The 20,167-nt window shown below is 66.1% G+C and carries 17 protein-coding genes; 5 read left to right on the forward strand and 12 right to left on the reverse strand.

What is annotated here, in order from left to right; translation table 11 throughout:
* Position 1: 1 nt before the first annotated feature.
* Both ACVI1L_RS02985 and ACVI1L_RS02990 read right to left on the reverse strand, forming a co-directional pair.
* A complete protein-coding gene (locus ACVI1L_RS02985) occupies positions 2-1,021 on the reverse strand; it encodes a formylglycine-generating enzyme family protein (protein ID WP_057021061.1) in 1,020 nt (339 codons plus the stop codon).
* Between the two features lie 21 nt (positions 1,022-1,042).
* Complete coding sequence (locus ACVI1L_RS02990; RefSeq protein ID WP_244558638.1) at positions 1,043-1,294, reverse strand: hypothetical protein; 252 nt, start codon at positions 1,292-1,294, stop codon at positions 1,043-1,045.
* Between the two features lie 747 nt (positions 1,295-2,041).
* Between ACVI1L_RS02990 and ACVI1L_RS02995 the strand changes: the two genes are divergently transcribed.
* Positions 2,042-2,995 carry an AraC family transcriptional regulator gene (locus ACVI1L_RS02995; protein WP_168856254.1) on the forward strand — a complete coding sequence of 318 codons (954 nt, stop codon included), beginning with the start codon at positions 2,042-2,044 and terminating at the stop codon, positions 2,993-2,995.
* 129 nt (positions 2,996-3,124) lie between these two features.
* Here ACVI1L_RS02995 and ACVI1L_RS03000 read toward each other — a convergent pair whose 3' ends face one another.
* Positions 3,125-3,994 (reverse strand): DUF2066 domain-containing protein, encoded by an 870-nt coding sequence (locus ACVI1L_RS03000; protein ID WP_456782258.1) that lies wholly within the window; start codon positions 3,992-3,994, stop codon positions 3,125-3,127.
* 204 nt (positions 3,995-4,198) lie between these two features.
* On the opposite strand from ACVI1L_RS03000, the gene ACVI1L_RS03005 reads away from it, so the two are divergent.
* Positions 4,199-5,212: a zinc-dependent alcohol dehydrogenase family protein gene (locus ACVI1L_RS03005; protein ID WP_456782259.1), complete on the forward strand. Its 1,014-nt coding sequence runs from the start codon at positions 4,199-4,201 to the stop codon at positions 5,210-5,212.
* A gap of 243 nt (positions 5,213-5,455) precedes the next feature.
* Here the strand turns inward: ACVI1L_RS03005 and ACVI1L_RS03010 are convergent, their stop codons facing one another.
* Complete coding sequence (locus tag ACVI1L_RS03010; protein WP_026193208.1) at positions 5,456-6,229, reverse strand: enoyl-CoA hydratase-related protein; 774 nt, start codon at positions 6,227-6,229, stop codon at positions 5,456-5,458.
* Between the two features lie 104 nt (positions 6,230-6,333).
* Here ACVI1L_RS03010 and ACVI1L_RS03015 point away from each other — a divergent pair, with 104 nt between their 5' ends.
* Together ACVI1L_RS03015 and ACVI1L_RS03020 are read left to right on the forward strand one after the other, a co-directional pair.
* A complete protein-coding gene (locus ACVI1L_RS03015; protein WP_456782260.1) occupies positions 6,334-7,923 on the forward strand; it encodes a gamma-glutamyltransferase in 1,590 nt (529 codons plus the stop codon).
* Positions 7,924-8,231: 308 nt separating this feature from the next.
* The gene (locus ACVI1L_RS03020; RefSeq protein ID WP_244558637.1) at positions 8,232-8,633 is read left to right on the forward strand and encodes a PaaI family thioesterase; all 402 of its coding nucleotides are present in this window, start codon (positions 8,232-8,234) and stop codon (positions 8,631-8,633) included.
* Positions 8,634-8,645: 12 nt separating this feature from the next.
* Here ACVI1L_RS03020 and ACVI1L_RS03025 read toward each other — a convergent pair whose 3' ends face one another.
* The 7 genes from ACVI1L_RS03025 to ACVI1L_RS03055 all read right to left on the reverse strand — a co-directional run bounded on the left by ACVI1L_RS03025 (position 8,646) and on the right by ACVI1L_RS03055 (position 16,826).
* Positions 8,646-9,341 (reverse strand): class I SAM-dependent methyltransferase, encoded by a 696-nt coding sequence (locus tag ACVI1L_RS03025; RefSeq protein WP_456782261.1) that lies wholly within the window; start codon positions 9,339-9,341, stop codon positions 8,646-8,648.
* 7 nt (positions 9,342-9,348) lie between these two features.
* Positions 9,349-9,843: a hypothetical protein gene (locus ACVI1L_RS03030; RefSeq protein ID WP_057015167.1), complete on the reverse strand. Its 495-nt coding sequence runs from the start codon at positions 9,841-9,843 to the stop codon at positions 9,349-9,351.
* 47 nt (positions 9,844-9,890) lie between these two features.
* Positions 9,891-13,118, reverse strand: a complete 3,228-nt coding sequence (locus ACVI1L_RS03035) for an AAA family ATPase (protein ID WP_456782262.1) — start codon at positions 13,116-13,118, stop codon at positions 9,891-9,893.
* A gap of 80 nt (positions 13,119-13,198) precedes the next feature.
* The gene (locus ACVI1L_RS03040; protein ID WP_456782263.1) at positions 13,199-14,491 is read right to left on the reverse strand and encodes an FAD-dependent oxidoreductase; all 1,293 of its coding nucleotides are present in this window, start codon (positions 14,489-14,491) and stop codon (positions 13,199-13,201) included.
* 14 nt (positions 14,492-14,505) lie between these two features.
* Positions 14,506-15,237, reverse strand: a complete 732-nt coding sequence (locus tag ACVI1L_RS03045) for an amino acid ABC transporter ATP-binding protein (protein ID WP_038378946.1) — start codon at positions 15,235-15,237, stop codon at positions 14,506-14,508.
* Positions 15,234-15,887 (reverse strand): amino acid ABC transporter permease, encoded by a 654-nt coding sequence (locus tag ACVI1L_RS03050; protein WP_229191948.1) that lies wholly within the window; start codon positions 15,885-15,887, stop codon positions 15,234-15,236. The genes ACVI1L_RS03045 and ACVI1L_RS03050 overlap by 4 nt, the downstream gene beginning before the upstream one ends.
* Positions 15,888-16,058: 171 nt before the next feature.
* Positions 16,059-16,826, reverse strand: coding sequence for an ABC transporter substrate-binding protein (locus ACVI1L_RS03055; protein ID WP_057015171.1), 768 nt, complete (start codon positions 16,824-16,826; stop codon positions 16,059-16,061).
* 182 nt (positions 16,827-17,008) lie between these two features.
* On the opposite strand from ACVI1L_RS03055, the gene ACVI1L_RS03060 reads away from it, so the two are divergent.
* Positions 17,009-17,680 carry a cupin domain-containing protein gene (locus ACVI1L_RS03060; protein WP_456782264.1) on the forward strand — a complete coding sequence of 224 codons (672 nt, stop codon included), beginning with the start codon at positions 17,009-17,011 and terminating at the stop codon, positions 17,678-17,680.
* A 218-nt stretch (positions 17,681-17,898) separates the two neighbouring features.
* On the opposite strand, the gene ACVI1L_RS03065 is transcribed toward ACVI1L_RS03060, so the two are convergent.
* Entirely contained in the window at positions 17,899-20,166 is a 2,268-nt protein-coding gene (locus tag ACVI1L_RS03065) for a xanthine dehydrogenase family protein molybdopterin-binding subunit (RefSeq protein ID WP_456782265.1), read from the reverse strand.
* Position 20,167: the final 1 nt, after the last annotated feature.

Raw genomic sequence — 20,167 nt, forward strand, 5'->3', positions numbered from 1 at the left:
CTTACGCTCCTTGCTGGTCGAACGGTTTTTGTGACGATTGAGAATCGGGTCGGCGCACCACGCAGCGAAAGCCGACATGGCTGGTCGAGGTGTCGACCGGCTCGGCATGGCGGGCGGCAGGGCGATACCGGCGACAGTAATTCGGTGCGCACAGATGCGAGCCGCCCTTGAGAACCTTGCGCGGGATCTTGATCGCGGGCTGGGCGGGGTCGTAGCTCGCCTCCTCGCGGCCGCCGCGCGGATTCTGCGGGATGCAGCAGGGCTTCGCGGCGTCGGCCTCATGACGGGCGGACCACCAGTCGGCGGTCCACTCCCAGACATTGCCGATCATGTCGTGGACGCCGTAGCCATTGGGCGGAAACGCGGTCACCGGCGAGGTCCGGTCGAAGCCGTCCTCGCAGAGGTTCTGAATCGGGAAATTGCCCTGCCAGGTATTGGCCATGTGCTTGCCGCCGGGCGTCAAGGCGTTGCCCCAGGCGAACTCCTCGGCCTCGAGCCCGCCGCGCGCCGCGAACTCCCACTCGGCTTCGGTCGGAAGCTCCTTGCCGGCCCATTTGGCGTAGGCGAGCGCATCGGCATAGGCGACGTGGACCACCGGATGGCTGCCGAGCACGTTGATGTTGCTGCGCGGGCCGTAGGGGCGGCGCCAGTTCGCGCCCTTCATCAAGGTCCACCATTGGCTCCAGTCGCGCAGGGTGGTGACGCGGCGCGGCGGCTGAAACACCAGCGAGCCGGCGTAGAGCATATGCGGCAGCGCACCCGGATATTGCGCAGGATCCGGCGGTCGCTCGGCGACCGTGATGTGCCCGGTCTCCCGCACGAATTCGCGGAATTGAGCGTTGGTCACCGGGGTGCGGTCGATCCAGAAGCCGTCGACCGAGGCGCGATGCGCCGGCGCCTCCTCGGGATAGTGATGGTCGGAGCCCATGCGGAACGTGCCGCCGGGAATCCAGACCATGTCGTCGGTCTGGACGCGGTCGTCACGCTCTCGTTCAGCGGAGGCGATCTCTACCCGGGACATGGCGATGCACCTCTTTGGGCATTACCGCGAGCAGTAGTCCCAGAAGCCCTGTGTTCGAGACGGGTCGGTGTAGTACCAGCACATGCCCGCTGCCGGTGCCGGTCCCGCCCAGGCGGCTGCGCTCGCCGCGCTGACGAACCCGATCGCTGCGCCGGCCGCGACCGCGCCCCCGACCGGCCAGCCGTACCAGCCGGGCCGCGCCCAACCTCCCGGCCGCGGTCCGACCCAGCGCGTGCCGCCGCCGTGCCAGCCGGGGCGAACGCCCGGCCCCACCACCGTCCGGCTCCGGTAAGCTACCGCACCGCCGCGTGGTCCGACGGCAACGCCGCCCCGGCGCGCGACAGCGCGCACCTGCACAACGTTACCGCTGCCTTCCTGCTGTGTGATGATCGGCAGTGAAGCGGAAGAGCCGATGCTGACCGCCGACGCCGGGCCTGCTTGCGCGACAATCGCGGCTGCTCCAACGAGCGCCAGACGGAAAATCCTGTTGAAGATCGGAGCCTTATGATCTCGGTGACCGAACGTCGTGCATGATTGCATCGTGCCTGAGTGCATTGTCGCGCCCTTCCATTTTTCTGTGCTGCACTTTTCGGCAGCGTTGATCCGTCAGGTCTTCTTCCCTTTCTCCTCCGTTGCCAATCCATGTGCACACTTGCATGCACAGTGCTCTCCATCGTGCCTCGTTCCACTGGACGTTGTCACGAGCGAATTCTGCTGTCAGTTCAAACGATAGCGAAACGCACTATACAAGTGATGTGCACTTTGTGCCAATCTCAACCCCGAGGCGTGCAGGCTTAACGAAAGATGCTCCAATTCGATCAATCCGATCCGGTCGGCCTTATTGCTTTCTCGGAAAAACAAGCGAAAATCCGCACGTTTGCAAATCCGCATCACGATCTCGCCATGCGAATCAAACCAATTTAGGCACATTGTCGCGGGGCACACTTTTTGTACCGACTTGCACCGACTTCAAGCATTTGGTTTTAGTAGATTAATCGCGCTGCAGTTGTGAACGTGGATATGGGCCAACACCTGACGGTTAGCACCGGCGAGCTTGACGGCTTCGAGGGTCTTTACGATGCCGTCAAAGGCTCGCATGTCGATGTCATGCAGCTTGAGCGCGGCAAGTTGCGCGGCACATTGTCTCACGTCGGGATCGGTGATTTTTCGCTCAGCATCGGCGCATTCAATGTCGGGGTCCGCACCCAGCGCATCTCGACCGATCCCAAGCTGATCATCGGGATGCTGCTGAACGCGACCGACCGTGTCACGCATTGGGCGTTCGACATGCAGCCGGCCGATGTGCTGGTGATTCCGCCGTCGGTCGAGCATGACGGGGTCTTTCACAGCGCTTCGTCCTACGCGGCCATCCGCTTCGACCTCGCCGATCTGCCCGACATATTCGGCGGCGAGCCGCGGCTCGCCGACGCCGAAACCTGGCAGGCGAAGAACCACTTTCGCGCCGACCCCACGATCGGCACGGGCGCGGCGGACAAACTGCCGCGGATCGTCGCGCACCTCGCGCGCTATCCGGACGCCTTGACGGACGCGTCGGCCGACTTCTGGAGGCGCGCGATCGTCGACTGCGTGACCGCGACGGTCGTGACATCGCTGCCGCCCGACGGAACGAGCTATCTGCCGTCGGCGATGCGCTTGGTGCGCCATGTCGAGGACTATCTGCACGCCGCGGGCACGCGCCCGGTCCATGTCTCGGAAATCTGCACCGAGCTTCGGCTGTCGCGACGCAGCCTGCACCGCGCCTTCCACGAGGTGTTCGGGGTCGGCCCGGTGACTTTCCTGCGCTACAAGCGGCTCTGCATGATCCGTTCGATCCTGCGCGAAAGCACCCCGGACCAGACCACCGTCTCCAAGGTTGCGATCGAACAGGGCTTCATCGAACTCGGGCGCTTCTCGCAATATTACCGCGCGATGTTCGGGGAGTATCCGTCGCAGACGCTTGGCTACGCCGGGTAGAGCGTTTTCGAGCGAAGTGGATACCGGTTCGCGTGAAGAAAACGCGTCAAAATGAGAATCTAGAGCCCCGTTCCGATTCAATCGGAACGGAAAGGGCTCTAGCGCGATCCAGCCGCTGCGCGCGCAAGCTCATTTCGATCGCCCCGGATCGCCATTGCCCGACAGCACCTGCGCGGCGCCGCCGATGCCGCGGCGGAAGGCTTCATCGAAGGTGACGCCGCGAAACTGCCATTTGTAATCCTTGCCGTGCCAGGCCATCCGCCATTGCGTGGCCCAGCCGAGATCCTTGTCGTCCCAGACCAGCCGACCGAGCAGGGTGGCCTCGCCGCCTTGCGCGGCGACGATCGAACTCAGCTTCGCCGGCGGCGTCTTCAACAGTTCGGCGGCGGTGAGGTTGGCGCTCGTCAATGCCGCTGTATCGGGCAGCACGAAGCGCATGCCGCGTTTTCCGGCCGCAGCCGCAAGCGCGTCGCGTTGCAGGTCGGACTGCGTCCCGTCGGATGTGACGACGTAGTCCTTCGGGCCGTGCTGCATCTCGGCGAAGACGCCGAGCACCGGTCGCTGCGACCGCCACGGCTTGAGACCGAGCCTAGCGAGAATGCCGTCGATCTTCTTCTCGTCGAAATTCACCGTCAGGTCGTAGGGCCGGTCGCGGGTGCCCTGCTCGTCATGATGCGGCTTGCCGGCATATTGATCGTGATAGTCGAAACTGCTGACGAACGCCTTGGCCTTCGATTTGTACGCGGCAAGCCGGTGGTCGCCTGCCAGCATTGGCTGACCGGAAACCTTGATCAGGACGTCCTCCAGACACGCCCCGAAGCCTACGATGCGGTTCGGCTCGCCCTGGCCGGTGACGACGGTCTGCGCGCGATAGAGGCTGTCGTCTGCCGCGGCCATCGCACCACCGCAAGCGATCCATGCAGCGGCAAGCAGCACGCGAACCGCGCCGCGTGCGAGCGTGGCGAGCAGATCGCGCTTCGTCTCAAGCAAGGCAGCCATGGTCACCTCCGCTCGGTCACTTCATTGACGGCTCAGATTGGCGGTATTTCCCGGTCGCGCGCCAGCGCGTTCGGGCATGGGCGCCATTCCATCAACCCCACTGCGCGCTATGGCCACGCGCGGCAGGCCTGACATATGCTCAGCGCATGCGTGGCAGCGCCGCGAGCGCAGCCCAAGACAAGAGCACCGAGCAGGAGACGTTCCGTGAAATGCTATGAGTTGCAAGGCCCCGGCGGCGTCGACGCGCTGGCGCTGGTCGACAAGCCGGTTCCGCAAGCCGGCCCGGGCGAGGTCCTGGTGCGGCTGAAGGCGGCGACGCTGAACTATCGCGACCTGCTCACGGTCAAGGGCGGTTACGGCTCGCGCCAGAAATTTCCGCTGGTGCCGGTCTCCGACGGCGCCGGCGTGGTCGAGGCGGTCGGCGCCGGCGTCAGGACCTTCGCACCCGGCGATCGCGTGATCGGCAGCTTCTTCGAAAGCTGGCTCGCCGGCGAGCCGAGCGAGGCGCGGATGCGCGCGGCGCTCGGCGGCAGCGTCGACGGTGTGCTGACCGAGTACCGGGTCTTCCCCGCGCATGCGCTGGTGCGCACGCCGGATCATCTGAACGATATCGAGGCCGCGGCACTGCCATGCGCCGGCCTCACGGCGTGGAGCGCGGTGGTCAAGTTCGGCGACCTCAAGCCGGGGCAGACGGTGCTGACCCAGGGCACCGGCGGCGTCTCGCTGTTCGCGCTGCAATTCGCCAAGATGTGCGGCGCCCGCGTCATCGCGACATCCTCCAGCGACGCCAAAATCGCGCGGCTGAAGCAGCTCGGCGCCGATGTCACGCTCAACTACAAGTCCACGCCCGATTGGGGCAAGAAGGCGCGCGAACTCACCGGACGCGGTGTCGATCTCGTCGTCGAGGTCGGCGGCGTCGGCACGCTGAACGAGTCGATCCGCGCCACCAGGATCGGCGGCACCATCGCCTTCATCGGCGTGCTCGCGGGTCCCGCCTCCTCCGACACGCGGCTGCCGCTGATGGTGATGCAGCAGCAGCGGTTGCAAGGCGTCACCGTCGGCTCGATCGAGGATCTGCAGGCGCTGTGCGACGGCATCAGCCTGCACGGCGTCAAGCCTGTCATCGACAAGGTGTTCGCGTTCGACCAGGCCAAGGCAGCGTTCGCCCACATGGCGAGCGGCGCGCATTTCGGCAAGATCGCGATTGCGATCGGCTAGCACGCGCACGATCAAGGCCTGGAGCATCCTGAGATTGCGCCGAACAGCGACGGCGCTGCGCTCCCTCGCCCCGTTCTTACGGGGAGAGGGTTGGGGTGAGGGGCTGCCTCCGCATATGTCTGGTGATAGCTGTATTCGCGGAGACTCACCCGGAACGCATCGAACGATGCGTTCCGGGCTCTCCCCGCACGCGGGGCGAGGTGAAGCGGAGCCGCCGCTCGATTTAGGTAAGCTCATCCCGCTCTAGCGTCCCGTGAACTGAGCCTTGCGTTTCTCGACGAAGGCCTGGCGGCCTTCCTTCGCGTCGGCGCTCTCGCGGATCACCTGCTGGAGCTCGATCTCGCGGCGAAACTGATCGGCGTAGCTGGCGTGCTCGCTCTCCTCGAGCAGCTGTCGCGTCGCGACCAGCGCGCGCGTCGGTCCGTCCGCGAGACGACCGGCGAGCGCCTTCGCCTCGTCGAGCAGTTTGGCATCGTCGACCACGTCACGCACCAACCCCCACTCCTTGGCCCGCTCGGCCGGCAGCGGCTCGTTCAGCAGCATCAGGTCGAGCGCGCGTTGGCGGCCGATCAGGCGCGGCAACAGCCAGGTCGAGCCGAGATCGGGCACCAGGCCGATCCGGCTGAACACCTGGATGAAGCTCGCCGAGCGCGCCGCCAGGATGATGTCGCCGGACATCGCGAGGCTGAAGCCGCCGCCGGCCGCGACGCCGTTGACCGCGACCACCACCGGCACGCGGCATTCGCGCAAGGCCTGCATCGCCGGCCAATAATGCCTCATCACGCCGGTGTAGATATTGTCGCCGAGCGACTGGAACGCCTTGAGGTTCTGCCCGGAGCAGAAGCCGCGTCCCTCCCCGGTCAGGACCAGCGCGCGGATGTCCGGGTCGAGGCTCATCTCGCCGACGGCGCGCGCGAGATCGCCGAGCAGTTCCGGCGTCATGGCGTTCAGGCTCGCGGGATCGTTGAGCGTCAGGATGCCGACCTTGCCGTCCCGTTCACGCTTCACACCAGTCATTTTCCGCTCCCTGAAATTGGTTCTTGTTGTTGCACTGACAGTGCCATGCTTGGCATGCTACGCCAACGTGTCCCACCCGCAACAAGAACAGCGAAAGCAACGCCATGTCCGACCAGTTCTCCAACTCGCAAGTGATCCGCAAGCCGGCCGTCAGCGCCAAGGGCGGCATCGTCGCCGCACAGTCGCGCCAGGCGGCCGAGGTCGGCGCGGAGGTATTGGCTGATGGTGGCGATTGTGTCGACGCCGTGATCGCAACCACGTTCGCGCTTGGCGTCGTGGAGCCGTGGATGAGCGGCGCCGGCGGCGGCGGCGCGATGGTGCTCTATCGCGCCAAGGAGAACCGCGTCGAGGTGATCGACTACGGCATGCGCGCGCCCGACGGCCTGCGCATCGAGGATTATCCGCTGACCGGCGGTGCGGCCTCCGACCTGTTCCCCTGGGCGCGGGTCAAGGACGACCGCAATTTGCACGGCCCCGGCTCGATCGCGGTGCCCGGCGTCGTTGCCGGCATGGAGGAAGCGCATCGCCGCCACGCCAAAATGGCGTGGAAGGATCTGCTGGCGCCGAGCGTCAAGCTCGCCGGCGACGGCCTTTTGGTCGATTGGTGGACCACCGCGATGATCGCAAGCTCCGCCGCCGATCTGCGGCGCTATCCCGCCAGCGCGGCGGCGTATCTGCAAGATGGCCTGCCGCCGAATGCGCAATGGGGCATCAGGTCGGTGGTCCGCATGCCGCAGGACAGGCTGAAGGCCACGATGGCGCAGCTCGCCGCGGCCGGCCCGCGCGATTTCTACGAGGGCGATCTGGCGCGCAGCATCGCCGACGACATCCAGGCCGCCGGCGGCGCGCTGTCGGTGCGCGACCTCGCCGCCTTCCGCGCCCATCTGCGCGAGCCGTTGAAAATTCCCTATCGCGGCGGCACGGTCTATGCGACGCCGGAGCTGACCGCGGGTCCGACCATGGCGCGCACGCTCGGCCTTTTGCAAAAGGCGCTGGCGCCCGCGCAGGGCGGTCCGGATGCGGCGGCCTACGCAGCCTATGCCGAGGCGCTGCAAGCCGCCTATCGCGAGCGCCTGAAGGACATGGGCGACGTCGATGGCCGGCGCGCGCTCGGCGCCGAAGCAATCGCGCCAAGCTGCACCACGCATTTCTCCGCGGTCGACCGCGACGGCAACATGGCCGCGGTGACGCAGACGCTGCTGTCGACCTTCGGCTCCAAATTCGTGACGCCGAACACCGGGCTGACAATGAACAACGGCATCATGTGGTTCGATCCGACGCAAGGCAATCCGAACTCGCTCGCGCCCGGCAAGCGCTGCCTGACCAACTACACGCCGGTCGTGGCGCAGGCCGCCGACGGCCGCACGCTTGCCGCCGGCGCATCGGGCGGCCGCCGCATCCTGCCGGCCGTGTCGCAACTGCTCTCCTTCGTGATGGATTTCGGCATGGATCTCGACGCCGCGATCCACCAGCCCCGGATCGACGCCAGCGAAGGCGCCGTGGTGATCGGCGACAAGCGCCTGCCCGCGAGCGTGCGCGAGGCGCTGCGCGGCCGCTTCGACTTCGAGGAAGCCCGCATCCAGACCCTGCCGATGAAGTTCGCCTGCCCCAGCGTCGTGCTGCGCGACGGCGCCACCAACAGCGGCGTCACCGAGCCGTTCCAGCCCTGGGGAGATGCGGTCGCGGAGGGGTGAGTTATACGCACGACTCCTTCTCCACCGTCGTCCCGGCGCAGGCCGGGACCCATACGCCGCAGCGAGAATTGTGGATCGCGCTCGTCGTTCCAGCATCGCGAAACAACGACCATCGGTGGTTATGGGTCCCGGCCTTCGCCGGGACGACAGTGAATGTGTTGCACGACCTGTGAGTCACACGCTCGCATTCTCGCGACACGATCTGCAAAAGGTCGGGCCACTCAGTGATTTGCCGCCTTTCGCCACCCGCGCCCGCGGACATTGCATGAGCCAGACGGGCTGATACTTTTGGACCGACAACAATTGCGGTGACCGGCTTGAGTGAAGCAAGCGCAGACGTGCCGCCCGGCGCGCAACTTCTTGGGCGCGAGTGGCTGGGCTTCGACGGTGAAATCGCCACAGTCCGTTTCGAGGCGCAACCCTTGTTCACCAACCGCCATGGAACGATCCAGGGCGGTTTCCTTGCCGCGATGCTGGATTCAGCCACCGGTCTCGGCGCCCTCGCAGCGCTGCCCGCAACGCGGACCGTCGTGACGAGGACCCTCACCACGCGGTTTCTCAAACCGGCGCGCGTCGGCCCGATCACGGCCAAGGCGAAGGTCATCTCGCAGACCGACCGCGACATGATCGTCGAAGCCGATCTGATCGACGCCAGCGATGTGACGGTCGCCAGCGCCACGGCCGAGTTGCGGATTCTGGACAAGCGATAGTCCGCAGCCCGATCAGCAATCCCTACATCGCGCCAGCAGGGTGACTTCGTTCAGTCCGTAGCCGTCGACGGTCTCGACGGTGCAGCCAAGCTCGCGTTCGCAATAATCGATCCACGCCTCGGGGTTGGTGCAATAGAGCTGGACCGGCGACGCATCGGCGGCCGCCGTGCCTTCCGTCCCGCCGGTAACGAAGTTGACGCTGAAGCCGCGCAGGCTGGCGCGGCGCAGGTCGGCCAGCATCCCGGCGACAAATGCCTCCCAGGATCGGCGGCAGCCGCCGACATCGACATTCATGATGCCGCTCGCGACCGAATAGGTCGCGCGACGCAGGCCGCCCTTGCCGACCTTGAAGCGGCGCCCCGGCGCCGAGAAACGGCGGCGCGCGCGGCTGATCATGGCGAGCGACAGGTCGATCCCGAGATAGTCGATCTCCGCTTGCGGATGGCGCCTTGCGAGATAGGCGCACAGCGCGCCGTATCCGCAGCCGATGTCGTTCAGGCTGAACGGTGCGGAGAAGTCGCAGAGCTTCAGCAACTGGACGAAGCGCAGGTCCTGGGTGGCCTGGCAGGACCAGTCCACTCCGCGCGGGGTGGCGCCGTATTTGGCGACCCGCGCGCTGTAGTAGGATTCGACATCGGCATAGAGGTCGGAGAACCGCGCCCGGTCGCCTTCGGCGCCGACACCTGCGGTCTCCGCTGCGATGCTCACGTCTTGCTCATTTCTTGGCTTTGGCCCGCCGCTGCTTCGCCATCGCAGCAAGCTCCTTGCGGGCGACCTGGCTTGGCTTGGTCGGGATCGACAGAACCCGATACGACTGGGTCGAGTAGATCAGCGGCGTATGGCCATCGGCTGCAAACGTCACCTTCGGATTTTCCTTCATGGCGTGAACGCTAACGAGCACCGGCAGATACGGACCCTGCGTGAGCGCCTGCCGGAACGCCTGGACCACCCGCTTGTATCCGCTCACATTGGGCTGATCGGAAGGATAGTCCTTCAGCGTGCCGAGGAAAGTATACCAGCGCTTCCGCTCGACCCGGTCGGCCGGCTCGATCCCGATCAGCCGGAACGACTGTTCGAGGGGATGATTGGGAGAGAAGATGTCGAACTCCTTTTGCAGCTCCACCATCTCCATGATCCCGCCGGGACCAAACCGCTTGTTCAGCAGATCAAGGACATCGCGCGTCGTATCGTCTTGAATCATCCGTCCCATTAAAACCCCCTCAGTACCTTGTTTCCAGAAATGAAAAATCGTCGCGTCTAGCGTCGCTCAAGATGCAATCGAAGCTGATCGAGTTGTGGTGTGAAATAGACTGCCCCCGAGACATCGAGCAGATTCTGAGCGCCGCCGACAATCTCGTCAAGCTCCTCATGTGACGTGCTGCCCAAGGCGCAAATGATCAGGCCGCGCAGCACGGTCGCGTGCAGTTCGGCGACGCGATCGGTCCTTCGCCGCGCGACCATCAGCGCCTCGTCCACAGCTTGCAGGGCCGCATGGTGGTCGGCGGCGCGATAGAGCGCCTCGGCCAGATCCGCCAGCATGCGCGCCTCGAATTCGAGGCCGGCTCGCGCAGAGCGCGCAAAGTCGATCGCTTCCTGAAGCTGGGCGGCGGCAACCTTGAAATCGCCCGCGGCGCCGCTGGCGAGGCCGGCGCTGGCGAGCGCCGCGACCCGCAGATAGGGCGTGCCGGACTGCTCGGCCAATTCGGCGATCCTCGCCGCATGCGGCTTGGCGAGTTCCGGCCGGCCGCGGCTCCAGCCCATCTCCACCATCGCAAAATGCGGAATGAACTGCACGACGGCGGCGAAGCGCTCCGGCTCGGCCCGCAGCACCTCGGCGATCCGCCGTTCGGCTTCGTCGAACCGGCCGAGCCGCACCAGAATTCTGGTGCCGAGACACCTGATCCAGTGCTCGACGTCGAAGCCGAGAATCTGGTTCGGGTTGAGGCCGAGTGTGACGTTGTTGTGAAAACCGCCCTGCTCGGCAATCGCGGCAACCGCCACCTGCCCGGCGTCGAGCGCCTCGGCAAGACGACCCGACAGGAAGAACGCCTGGCTCAGCATCGCATTGACCGTCGCAAACCGTCCGACGTCCCCGGTGCCGGAAGTGAGCTTCAAGGCGTCCTGCACGAGATTGACATAGTCGTCGGCGGCCGCGGTCGCGGCCAGGATCCTGCCGTAGGCGCCGAGAAGGATCGGCTCGTGCACCGGGTCCGCCGCGCGTGCGTATTTGATCGCCTCTTCGGCGTAGGGCTTGACCTCTTCGGCGGACATCCCCTCACGCCAGCCGAAGTTGAGGATCTGGCCGCTCGACATCGCCCGCAGCCGGTCGACATATTCGGACGGGGGCTGGTCCTGCAGCAGGGCGCGAACCTTTTTCCAGCTTTTCATTGCCTCGGCGGAGTTGGTCTTGCCGATCCAGCGCGCCGCACGCTGCAAATGGGTGACCGCCTCCAGCGGCTGGCCCGCGGCCTCGTAGTGATAGGCGAGCAGCCCGGCAAACTCGTCGAGCTTGCCCCAGTCGAAGCCCTCGATGGCCTTGGCGACGGTCGCATGCAGCGTGGTCAGCCGCGACCGCAACTGGGTTGCGTAGGCGACCTCCTGGATCAACGGATGGCGAAACGCCAGCAGTCCCTTGTCGTAGGGCGGCAGGTCGTACAGCAGCTCGGCCTGGCGCAGCTGCGCGATGGCGTTCTGCAAATCGTCGTTCGGCAGCGCCGCGACCGGGCGCAGCACCGACATCGCGACCAGCCGGCCGATCACCGCCGCCGTCTCGAGCACCTGCTTGGCGATATCCTCGAGGTGATCGATGCGGGCGGCCACGACGGCCTGCACCGTTGCGGGCAGCGGCACCGCATCGACGCCATGCTTGAGCCGGTAGTTGCCGCGTTCGCCCTCGACATTGCCGCGCTCCACGACGGTGTTGGCAAGCTCCTCGATGAAGAACGGATTGCCCTGCGCGCGTTCGATGACGTTGCTGCTCAGCGAGGCGAGCGAGGGATGCCTGCCGAAATGCTCGCGGAGCAGCTCGTTCGAATCGGACCACGGCAGCGGCGGGATTGCGATCTGACGGTAGTGCGACCGCTGCATGAAAGGTGCCGTGAAGCCCGGCCTGAAATTGACCACCAGCAACGTCGCGGTGCCGACGATGGCATCGACCAGCGTCTCGACGAACTCTTCGCTCGCGGCGTCGATCCAGTGCAGGTCCTCGATCATGACGACCGCCGGCGTGTCGCCGGGGCGCGCATGCACCAAGGTTCGAACGAGATCGAGCAGTTGCAGCCGCAGCGCGCGCGGATCGAGCTTCGGGGCCGGATACGCCGGATCAGCCAATCCGAGGAATTCGAGCAGCACCAGCAGTTCCTGCTCCGATGCGGCCATCTCGGCGAAGCGGTCGATGACGCGACGCCGGGATGTCTCGATCGGCTCCTTGGCGCGGATGCCGAAGATGTCGCGCAACAGCTCGAGCACGGGCTGGAACGGTGTTGCGCGGCCATGCGCCAGCACGCGGGCCTCGTAGACGCGAATGCCCTTGCGGCGGCAGTTTTCGGCGAACTCGAAGCAGAGCCGGCTCTTGCCGATGCCGGCGTCGCCGACCATGCCGACGACCCGGCCGTCGCCGCCAACTACACGCGACAGCTCATGCTCCAACGCCGCCATCTGCTCGGTCCGGTTGACCATCGAGGTCAGGCGGCGGCCGCTGCGGAAAACGTCGCTGGCGGGCGCGCTGAGCAGCCCGGTCAGCCGAAAGACCTCCACCGGCATGGAGATGCCGCGAATGGTCTGCATGCCGAGCGGCATGACCTCGACGAATTGCCTGGCGCCGAGATAGGTGTCCCGCGTGATGAGGATCGCCCCCTCATCGGCCATCTGCTCCATCCGGTTGGCGATATGGACGTTGGCGCCGGCGGCGTCGTAGGTCTGATAGATTGTGTTTTCCACCGTTTGAACGACGACTTCGCCGGTGTGCAGCCCGACCCGGATCTGCATGCCGGGATCGGCGAGCCTGGCCACCGAATCCTGCATGGCGAGCGCGGCGAGACAGCCGCGGACCGCATGATCTTCATGCGGGCGCGGCGGCGCGCCGAACAGCGCCATGACGCCGTCACCCTGGATCTTGTTGACGATGCCGTCGTAGCGGTGGACCGCTTCCTTCATCAGGTCGAGCACCGGCTCGAGGCGCCGCATGCCGAGTTCGGGATCGCCGAGGCTGTCGATCAGATTGGTCGAGTTGCGGATATCGGCAAACAGCAGAGTGAGGTTCTTGCGTTCGCCGCCCTTGGTGCTGAGCGAACGCAGCAGCCGCTGCGAAGGCGCGTCGGGACGGACGCTGCCCGCGGCGAGCGCGGTGCCGCAGCGGCCGCAGAAGCGGCTGGATGGCCCGTTCACATGCTGACAGGAGTCACATTTGAGGCCTAATGGCGCACCGCAATCTTCACAATAATCGTTGCCAGCCCGGTTCGCATGACCGCATCGCTCGCACTGCATGAACAGCCTTTCAGTAAAGACTGCGAATATATCCGACGCGCGAGATTAGCCCAGCACATTCTGTAATTGTGTTAAATGCCTCACACACCAAGGCGGTCCCGCACCCGGCCGGTCAGCACGGCCGTGATGACGCCGACCCGCCAGAAGGCGTGCATCGGGATCGGCTTGATGCCGGTCACGGGCATGTCGATCTCGGCCTTGGGGCCGCCGATCAGCCGGCGCGCCAGCTGTGCGCCCATCGCGGTCGAGAGCGCGACGCCGCGGCCGTTGCAGCCGAGCGAGATCAGCAAATTCTCCGCGGGCTCATGGACATGCGGGTAGTGATCGGCAGTGATGGCAAGACGGCTGTTCCAGCCGTGGGTCCAGCTGACGCCCTTGAGCTGCGGCCATAGCCGCTCGGCGTAACGGATCAGATAGGCGACGTCGGTCGGCTTGCTGATCCAGCGCATCGGGCCGCGGCCGCCCATCAAGAGCCGATTGTGCTGGTCGATGCGGTAATAGACCGTGATGTGGCCGCTTTCGTAGAGCACCGGCCGGGTCGGCATGATCGCGCGCGCGATCGGCTCGGACAGCGGCGCGGTCGCCGCGATCGACGAGAACACCGGCACGATGCTGCGGCGAAGCGCCGGCCAGAGATCGTCGGTAAAGCCGTTGGTCGCGAGCAGCACCTTGTCGGCGAGCACGACCGCGCGCGGCGTCTCGATCCGCCAGCGGCCGCCGTCGCGGCGCAGCCGCAGCGCCGGGGTCTCGCCATGGACGGCGACGCCGGCCCCGATCGCGGCGCGCGCAAGACCCCGCGCATAGCTCAGCGGATGCAGGTCGCCGCCGCGCGCATCCAGCATGGCGCAGAGGTAACGGTCGCTGCCGGTCATCTGGCGCATCTCGGCGGCGTCGAGCAGCTTCACCGGCATGCCACGCCGGATGCACTGCTTTGCGGTGGTCGCGATCGCCCCTGCGCTGGCTTCGTTGTAGGCGGCGCGCAGCGTGCCGTTCTGCCTGGCCTCGCAGGGAATCTGGTAGCGGCGGATCAAGTCGTGCGTGAAGTTGGTGGTGCCGTAGGAGAATTCGATCATGCGGCGGCCGAGATCGGCGCCGAAATCCTGCTCGATCTGGTCCGGATCGTGCTTCAGTCCGGGATTGGTCTGCCCGCCATTGTTGCCGGAGGCACCCCAGCCCGGCTCCTGCGCTTCGAGCACGGTCGCCAGCACGCCCTGCTCGGCGAGGTGCAGCGCGGTCGACAGGCCGGTGAAGCCGCCGCCGATGATCGCGACCGGTACGCTCTTGTCCGCTGTGAGCTGAGGCGTCGGCGTCGCCTGCACCGCGGTGTCGGCATAGAGGCTCGGTGGCAGCGGCAGGCGGATTGGCGCGTTCATTTCAAGTGACCTGATCACAGCGGATGCAGCACGCGGCGCAGGAAATCCTGGGTGCGCGGGTGCTGGGGTTGGTTGAGGACGGATTTGGCGGCGCCCTGCTCGACGATGACGCCGCCGTCGATGAACAGCACGCGGTCGGCGACGTCGCGGGCAAAGCCCATCTCGTGGGTGACGACGACCATGGTCATGCCGTCGTCGGCGAGCTTGCGCATCACCGACAGCACCTCGCCGACCAGCTCCGGATCGAGCGCGGAGGTCGGCTCGTCGAACAGGATCGCCTTCGGCTGCATCGCCAGCGCCCGCGCGATCGCGACGCGCTGCTGCTGACCGCCGGAGAGTTTTGGCGGATGCACCTCCGCCTTGTCGGCGAGCCCGACCTGCGCGAGCAGCGCGCGGCCGCGGGCGATCGCCTGCTCACGCGGCTCCTTCTTCACATAAAGCGGCCCCTCGATGACGTTCTCGAGCGCGGTGCGATGCGGGAACAGGTTGAAGCGCTGGAACACCATCGAGACCTGGGTGCGGATCGCCACGATCGAGCGGTCATTGCTGTCGACGCGTGCGCCCTCGACGCTGATCTCGCCGCGATCGTAGCTCTCGAGCCCGTTGATGCAGCGCAGGATGGTCGACTTGCCGGAGCCGGACGGGCCGATGATGCAGACAACCTCGCTCCTGGCGACGGAGGCGGTGATGCCCTTCAGCACCTCGACCTTGCCAAAACTCTTGTGGACGTCGCGGAGCTCGATCATTTGCGGTTCGCCTTGTTCTCGAAGTGCCGAACCAGCAGGATGAGCGGGATGCTCATGGTGAGGTACATCAGCGCCACCAGCGTGAACACGCTGGTGTTCTTGAAGGTCGAGGATGCGATCAGCTTGCCCTGCAGCGCCAGCTCGGCCACCGTGATGGTGGACGCCTGCGAGGAATCCTTCAGCATCATGATCATGATGTTGCCGTAGGGCGGCAGGATGATCCTGACCGCCTGCGGCAGCACCACGCGGCGCATGGTGAGCCACCAGCCCATTCCGATGGTCTGCGCTGCCTCGATCTGCCCCTTGTCGATCGCCTCGATGCCGGCGCGGAAATTTTCCGCCTGATAGGCCGAATAGGCGATGCCGAGCCCGATGATCGCGGCCTGCAGCGCCGACAGCGCGATGCCGAAATCCGGCATCACGAAATAGATGTAGAACAGCAGCACGATGATCGGGATGCCGCGGATCACGTTGATCAACGAGGCGCTGAGGCCGACCAGGAAGCCGATCCCGGACACCCGCATCAAGGCCCACACCAGCCCGAGCACCGTCGACAGCAACAGTGAGCCGACGGTGACGACGATGGTCAGCCAGACACCCTGCAGCAGGATCGGCACGAACTCGACGGCGTCATGGAAGAATTTTTGCATCGGCTCAAACGTATCCAGTCCCGACACTATTCGAACGTTACCTCCGTCATCCTGAGGAGCGGCGTCTTCGCCGCGTCTCGAAGGATGTACGGCCCGGCTGGTGGCCGTCGACCCTTCGAGGCTCGCTTCGCTCGTACCTCAGGGTGACGGATCACTTCGGGACATGAATACTCACGATGCGTTGGCCTTCTGGCCCCACTTTTCTAAGATCTTGGCGATCGTGCCGTTCGCCTTCAGCTTGGCGAGCGAGGCATTGATCTTCGCGAGCAGCTCGGTGTCGCTCTTGCGGACACCGATCGCGACGGTGCCGACGGTGACCGGCTTGTAGCCGTCGACCAAACGGACGTCGGCGAAATTGCCCTGCTGCAAATTGTAGGCGAGGATCGGATAGTCGGCGAAGCCGGCCTTGAGGCGGCCGGCATTTACGTCGCGCAGGATGTCGGGAATGGTATCGTAGACCTTGACCTCGCTGAACAGCCCGGTCTTCTTCAGCGCGTCGACAAAGGCAGTACCGACCTGGGCGCCGACCACGGTGCCCTTCAGATCCTCCTGCGAGGCATAGGCCTTGGTGTCGGCCTTCGGCACCACCAAACCTTCACCGTAGGTGTAGACCGGCTCGGAGAAGTCGATCACCTCCTTGCGCGCGGCGGTGGCGAACATCGCGGCCGCAATGATGTCGATCTTGTTCGCGGTCAGCGAGGGAATCAGCGCCGAGAACTGCATCGGCTCGATCTGCACGGTAAAGCCGGCGTCCTTGCCGATCTCGGTGGCGAGATCGACCATGATGCCCTGGATCGAATTGGACTTGGTGTCGAGGAAGGTGAAGGGAATGCCGGTCGGGGTCGAGCCGACCTTCAGCACCTGCTGCGCCCCTGACGGCGCGATCAAGGCAAGGGCAAGCGCCGCCACCGCGGCCTGGACGAGACGCTGAAACGACATCGCAACACCTCCCGAAGCTGGCCTTGGCGCCGCATCGCCCGCGCGTTTCGGGCTTTTGGTTGCGGTCGACGCCGTTCCGGCCTATTTTCACCAATATGAAATTGTGGTCACGAAACCGCGGCCAATGCAAGCGGTTTTCATGCACATGAAGGAAGCGGACTGACGTGAGCGGCGGCAAGAGAATGCGTAAAGGCGCGGCAGCAGGGCCCGCGACGGCACGCCGCGCGGCCAAGAAACCGGGCAGGAAACCGGTGAAGAAACCGGCCGGCAAGTTGGCGGAGCCGGCGATGGATCTCGCGGTCGGACGCCGCATCCGCGACCTGCGCCGCAGCAAGGAAATGTCGCTGGAGGTGGTCGCCGCGCGCACCGATTTGTCGATCGGCTTCATCAGCCAGATCGAGCGCGGCCTGTCGTCGCCCTCGCTGCGCGTGCTGGCGACATTGGCCGACGTACTCGGCGTCGGCATCGCCGCGCTGTTCGGCGCGACGCCCAGGGATGACGGCGCCGGCGGCGTCGTGACCCGCGAGGTCCAGCGCGCCGAGCTGAAGCTGTGGCGCACCGGAATTTCAAAGCAGCTGCTGAGCCCGGCCGGCAGCGAGAGCCGGCTCAACCTGTTCCTGGTGCATCTCGAGCCCGGCGGCAACACCGGCGACGAGTTCTATACCCATGACGGCGAAGAGGCCGGCCTCGTGCTCCAGGGCGAGATGACGCTGACGGTGGACACGGAGACCTGGACGCTAAAGCAGGGCGACAGCTTCAGATTCGCGAGCCGGAGGCCGCACCGGTTCTCCAATCCCGCGCGCGATGCGAAGGCCGTGGTGCTGTGGGTGAATTGCGTGACGGCGGCGGGGTGACGGCCCATCTCCCTCCGCCGTCGTCCCGGCGAAAACCATCCAGCGTCGTCGCGGCCTAGTGCGCAATTGCGCACGGGGGCCGGGACCCATTACCACCAATCTTGATTGTCGAAGGGGAAGCGGCCCCAGCGTCCTGCCATAACTCACATTCGTGGTTATGGGTCCCGGCTTTCGCCGGGACGACACCTGTTATTACGGAGCCCTCACGTCAAGCCGCATCACTTCAACCCCATCACCACTTCCTCGATCTTGATCGGGAAATTCCGCACGCGGATGCCGGTGGCGTGGAAGACGGCGTTGGCGACGGCGCCGGCGCTGCCGGTGATGCCGATCTCGCCGACGCCCTTGATGCCGAGCGGGTTCACATGGGGATCGTGCTCGTCGACCGTGATCACCTCCATCGGCGGCACGTCGGCATTCACGGGCACATGATACTCGGCAAGGTTCGCATTCAGGATGCGGCCGGACCTCTTGTCCATCACCGCCTCCTCGTGCAGCGCGAACGAGAGGCCCCAGATCATGCCGCCGCGCAGCTGGCTCTGCACCATCAACGGATTGATGATGCGCCCTGCGGCGAACGCGCCGACCAGCCGCGTGGCGCGGATCTGGCCGAGCTCCGGATCGACCTTCACCTCGGCAAAGACAGCGCCATGCGCGTGCATCGCATATTGCGATTGCGCCGCCGGATCGGCCGCACCCGTGCCGGAGGCCTCGACCTCGGCAACGCCGGCGCGCGCCAAGATCTCGGCGTAGCTTTCGCTGCGCGCGTCATCGTCGCGGCGATGGAGCCGCCCGGCCCGCGCCACCACGCCGGCATTGCCGGCGCCGAACAGCGGCGAGCGCTCATCGGAGGTCGCAAGCTCGGCGAGTTTTGCGATCACCGCCGCACCGGCATTGTGGATCGCGGCACCGACCGTTGCGGTGTGCGCGGAGCCGCCGGCGATGCCGGCATCCGGCAGGTCCGACGTGCCCGACAGGAACGAGATCTGCTCGAGATCGAGCGCGAGCGCATCGGCCGAGATTTGCGTGAGCGCGGTCCAGGCGCCCTGCCCCATGTCATGCGCGCCGCTCTCCATCACGCCGCGTCCGTCGGCGCGGATTACGGCGCGGGCATTGCCCTGGAACATCAGCGCCGGGAATGTCGCGGTGCCCATGCCCCATCCGACCAGAAAGCCGTTCTCGTCACGCATCTGCCTTGGCTGCAGCGGACGCCCCGCCCAGCCGAAACGTTCGGCCGCCTTGGCGTAGCACTGCCGCAGCGCTTTGGAGGAAAACGGCTTGCCGGTGGTCGGCTCGACCTCGGCATAGTTCTTCAGCCGGAATTCCAGGGGATCGATGCCGCAGGCGAACGCCGCCTCGTCGACCGCGCTTTCCAGCGCGATCGATCCGGTGGCCTCGCCCGGCGCGCGCATGAACAGCGGCGTGCCGGTGTCGACGCGCACCGCCTCATGCGCGGTGCGGATCGCCGGGCTGGCATAGAGCGTGTGCGAGGCGTCCGCCGCCGGCTCATAGAAATCGTCGAAGCTCGACGTCGTGACGCGCGCCTCGTGATCGAGCGCGGTCAGCAGGCCGTCGTCACCGGTGCCGATCCGGATGCGCTGGCGGGTCTGCGGACGATGGCCGACCGGGCCGTACATCTGGCTCCGCCGCAGCACCAGCTTGACCGGACGTCCGACCAGTTTCGCCGCCATGACGCCGAGCACCTGCGGCCCGGAGACCAGGCCCTTGGAGCCGAAGCCGCCGCCGAGGAACGGGCTGTTGATGTGGATGTTGCCGGGCGGAATGCCGAACAGGCCGCCGATCCGCATCTGCGCCATCGCCATGCCCTGGCTCGGCGTGTCGAGGAACAAGCGATCGCCGTCCCACACCGCGACGATCGCGTGCGGCTCCATCGCGTTGTGATACTGCGCCGGCGTCTCGTAAGTTGCGTCGATCCGCTTCGATGCCGCGGCAAGGCCAGCATCGATATCGCCGTGCCGGACTTCGGCGGGATTACCGATGCCGACCACCGGCGGCGCGTAGGCTTCGCCGGCGTCGAGACCGACACGCGCGATCTCGACCTGATAGCGCGGCGACAGCAGCGCGGCGCCTTCGGTGGCGGCCTCCAGCGTCTCGGCGATCACGACCGCGATCGCCTGGTTGGCGTAGCGCACCTCGTCGCTCTGCAAGAGCTCCATGCGGAAGGCGAACGGATTGCCCTTGGCGTCGGGGTCTTCGGCGAGCTCCGGCTTGTGCGCCGGCGTCATCACGTCGATGACGCCGGGGTGGCGCTTGGCGGCGGCGACGTCGAGCGCGGTGACGCGGCCGCGCGCGATGCAGCTGGTCGCGATCACGGCATAGACCATGCCGGGCGGATGATTGTCGGCGGCATAGCGGGCCTTGCCGGTCACCTTCAGCGTGCCGTCGGTGCGGGTCAGCGGCTGGCCGATATTCGAGCCGTGCCTGAGATGGGCGGGGTCGCGGGTCAGATTGAGTTCAGCCGTCATG

This window comes from Bradyrhizobium sp. USDA 4516, from assembly GCF_054055915.1.

Excerpts from the sequence above, each read along its gene's own strand:
- ACVI1L_RS03045 (WP_038378946.1), bottom strand. The coding sequence starts at position 15,237 with ATGATCGAGCTCCGCGACGTCCACAAGAGTTTTGGCAAGGTCGAGGTG.
- ACVI1L_RS02995 (WP_168856254.1), top strand. The coding sequence starts at position 2,042 with ATGGGCCAACACCTGACGGTTAGCACCGGCGAGCTTGACGGCTTCGAG.
- ACVI1L_RS03060 (WP_456782264.1), top strand. The coding sequence starts at position 17,009 with ATGCGTAAAGGCGCGGCAGCAGGGCCCGCGACGGCACGCCGCGCGGCC.
- ACVI1L_RS03000 (WP_456782258.1), bottom strand. The coding sequence starts at position 3,994 with ATGGCTGCCTTGCTTGAGACGAAGCGCGATCTGCTCGCCACGCTCGCA.
- ACVI1L_RS02985 (WP_057021061.1), bottom strand. The coding sequence starts at position 1,021 with ATGTCCCGGGTAGAGATCGCCTCCGCTGAACGAGAGCGTGACGACCGC.
- ACVI1L_RS03015 (WP_456782260.1), top strand. The coding sequence starts at position 6,334 with ATGTCCGACCAGTTCTCCAACTCGCAAGTGATCCGCAAGCCGGCCGTC.
- ACVI1L_RS03030 (WP_057015167.1), bottom strand. The coding sequence starts at position 9,843 with ATGGGACGGATGATTCAAGACGATACGACGCGCGATGTCCTTGATCTG.
- ACVI1L_RS03035 (WP_456782262.1), bottom strand. The coding sequence starts at position 13,118 with ATGCAGTGCGAGCGATGCGGTCATGCGAACCGGGCTGGCAACGATTAT.
- ACVI1L_RS03010 (WP_026193208.1), bottom strand. The coding sequence starts at position 6,229 with ATGACTGGTGTGAAGCGTGAACGGGACGGCAAGGTCGGCATCCTGACG.
- ACVI1L_RS03050 (WP_229191948.1), bottom strand. The coding sequence starts at position 15,887 with ATGCAAAAATTCTTCCATGACGCCGTCGAGTTCGTGCCGATCCTGCTG.
- ACVI1L_RS03055 (WP_057015171.1), bottom strand. The coding sequence starts at position 16,826 with ATGTCGTTTCAGCGTCTCGTCCAGGCCGCGGTGGCGGCGCTTGCCCTT.
- ACVI1L_RS03065 (WP_456782265.1), bottom strand. The coding sequence starts at position 20,166 with ATGACGGCTGAACTCAATCTGACCCGCGACCCCGCCCATCTCAGGCAC.
- ACVI1L_RS03040 (WP_456782263.1), bottom strand. The coding sequence starts at position 14,491 with ATGAACGCGCCAATCCGCCTGCCGCTGCCACCGAGCCTCTATGCCGAC.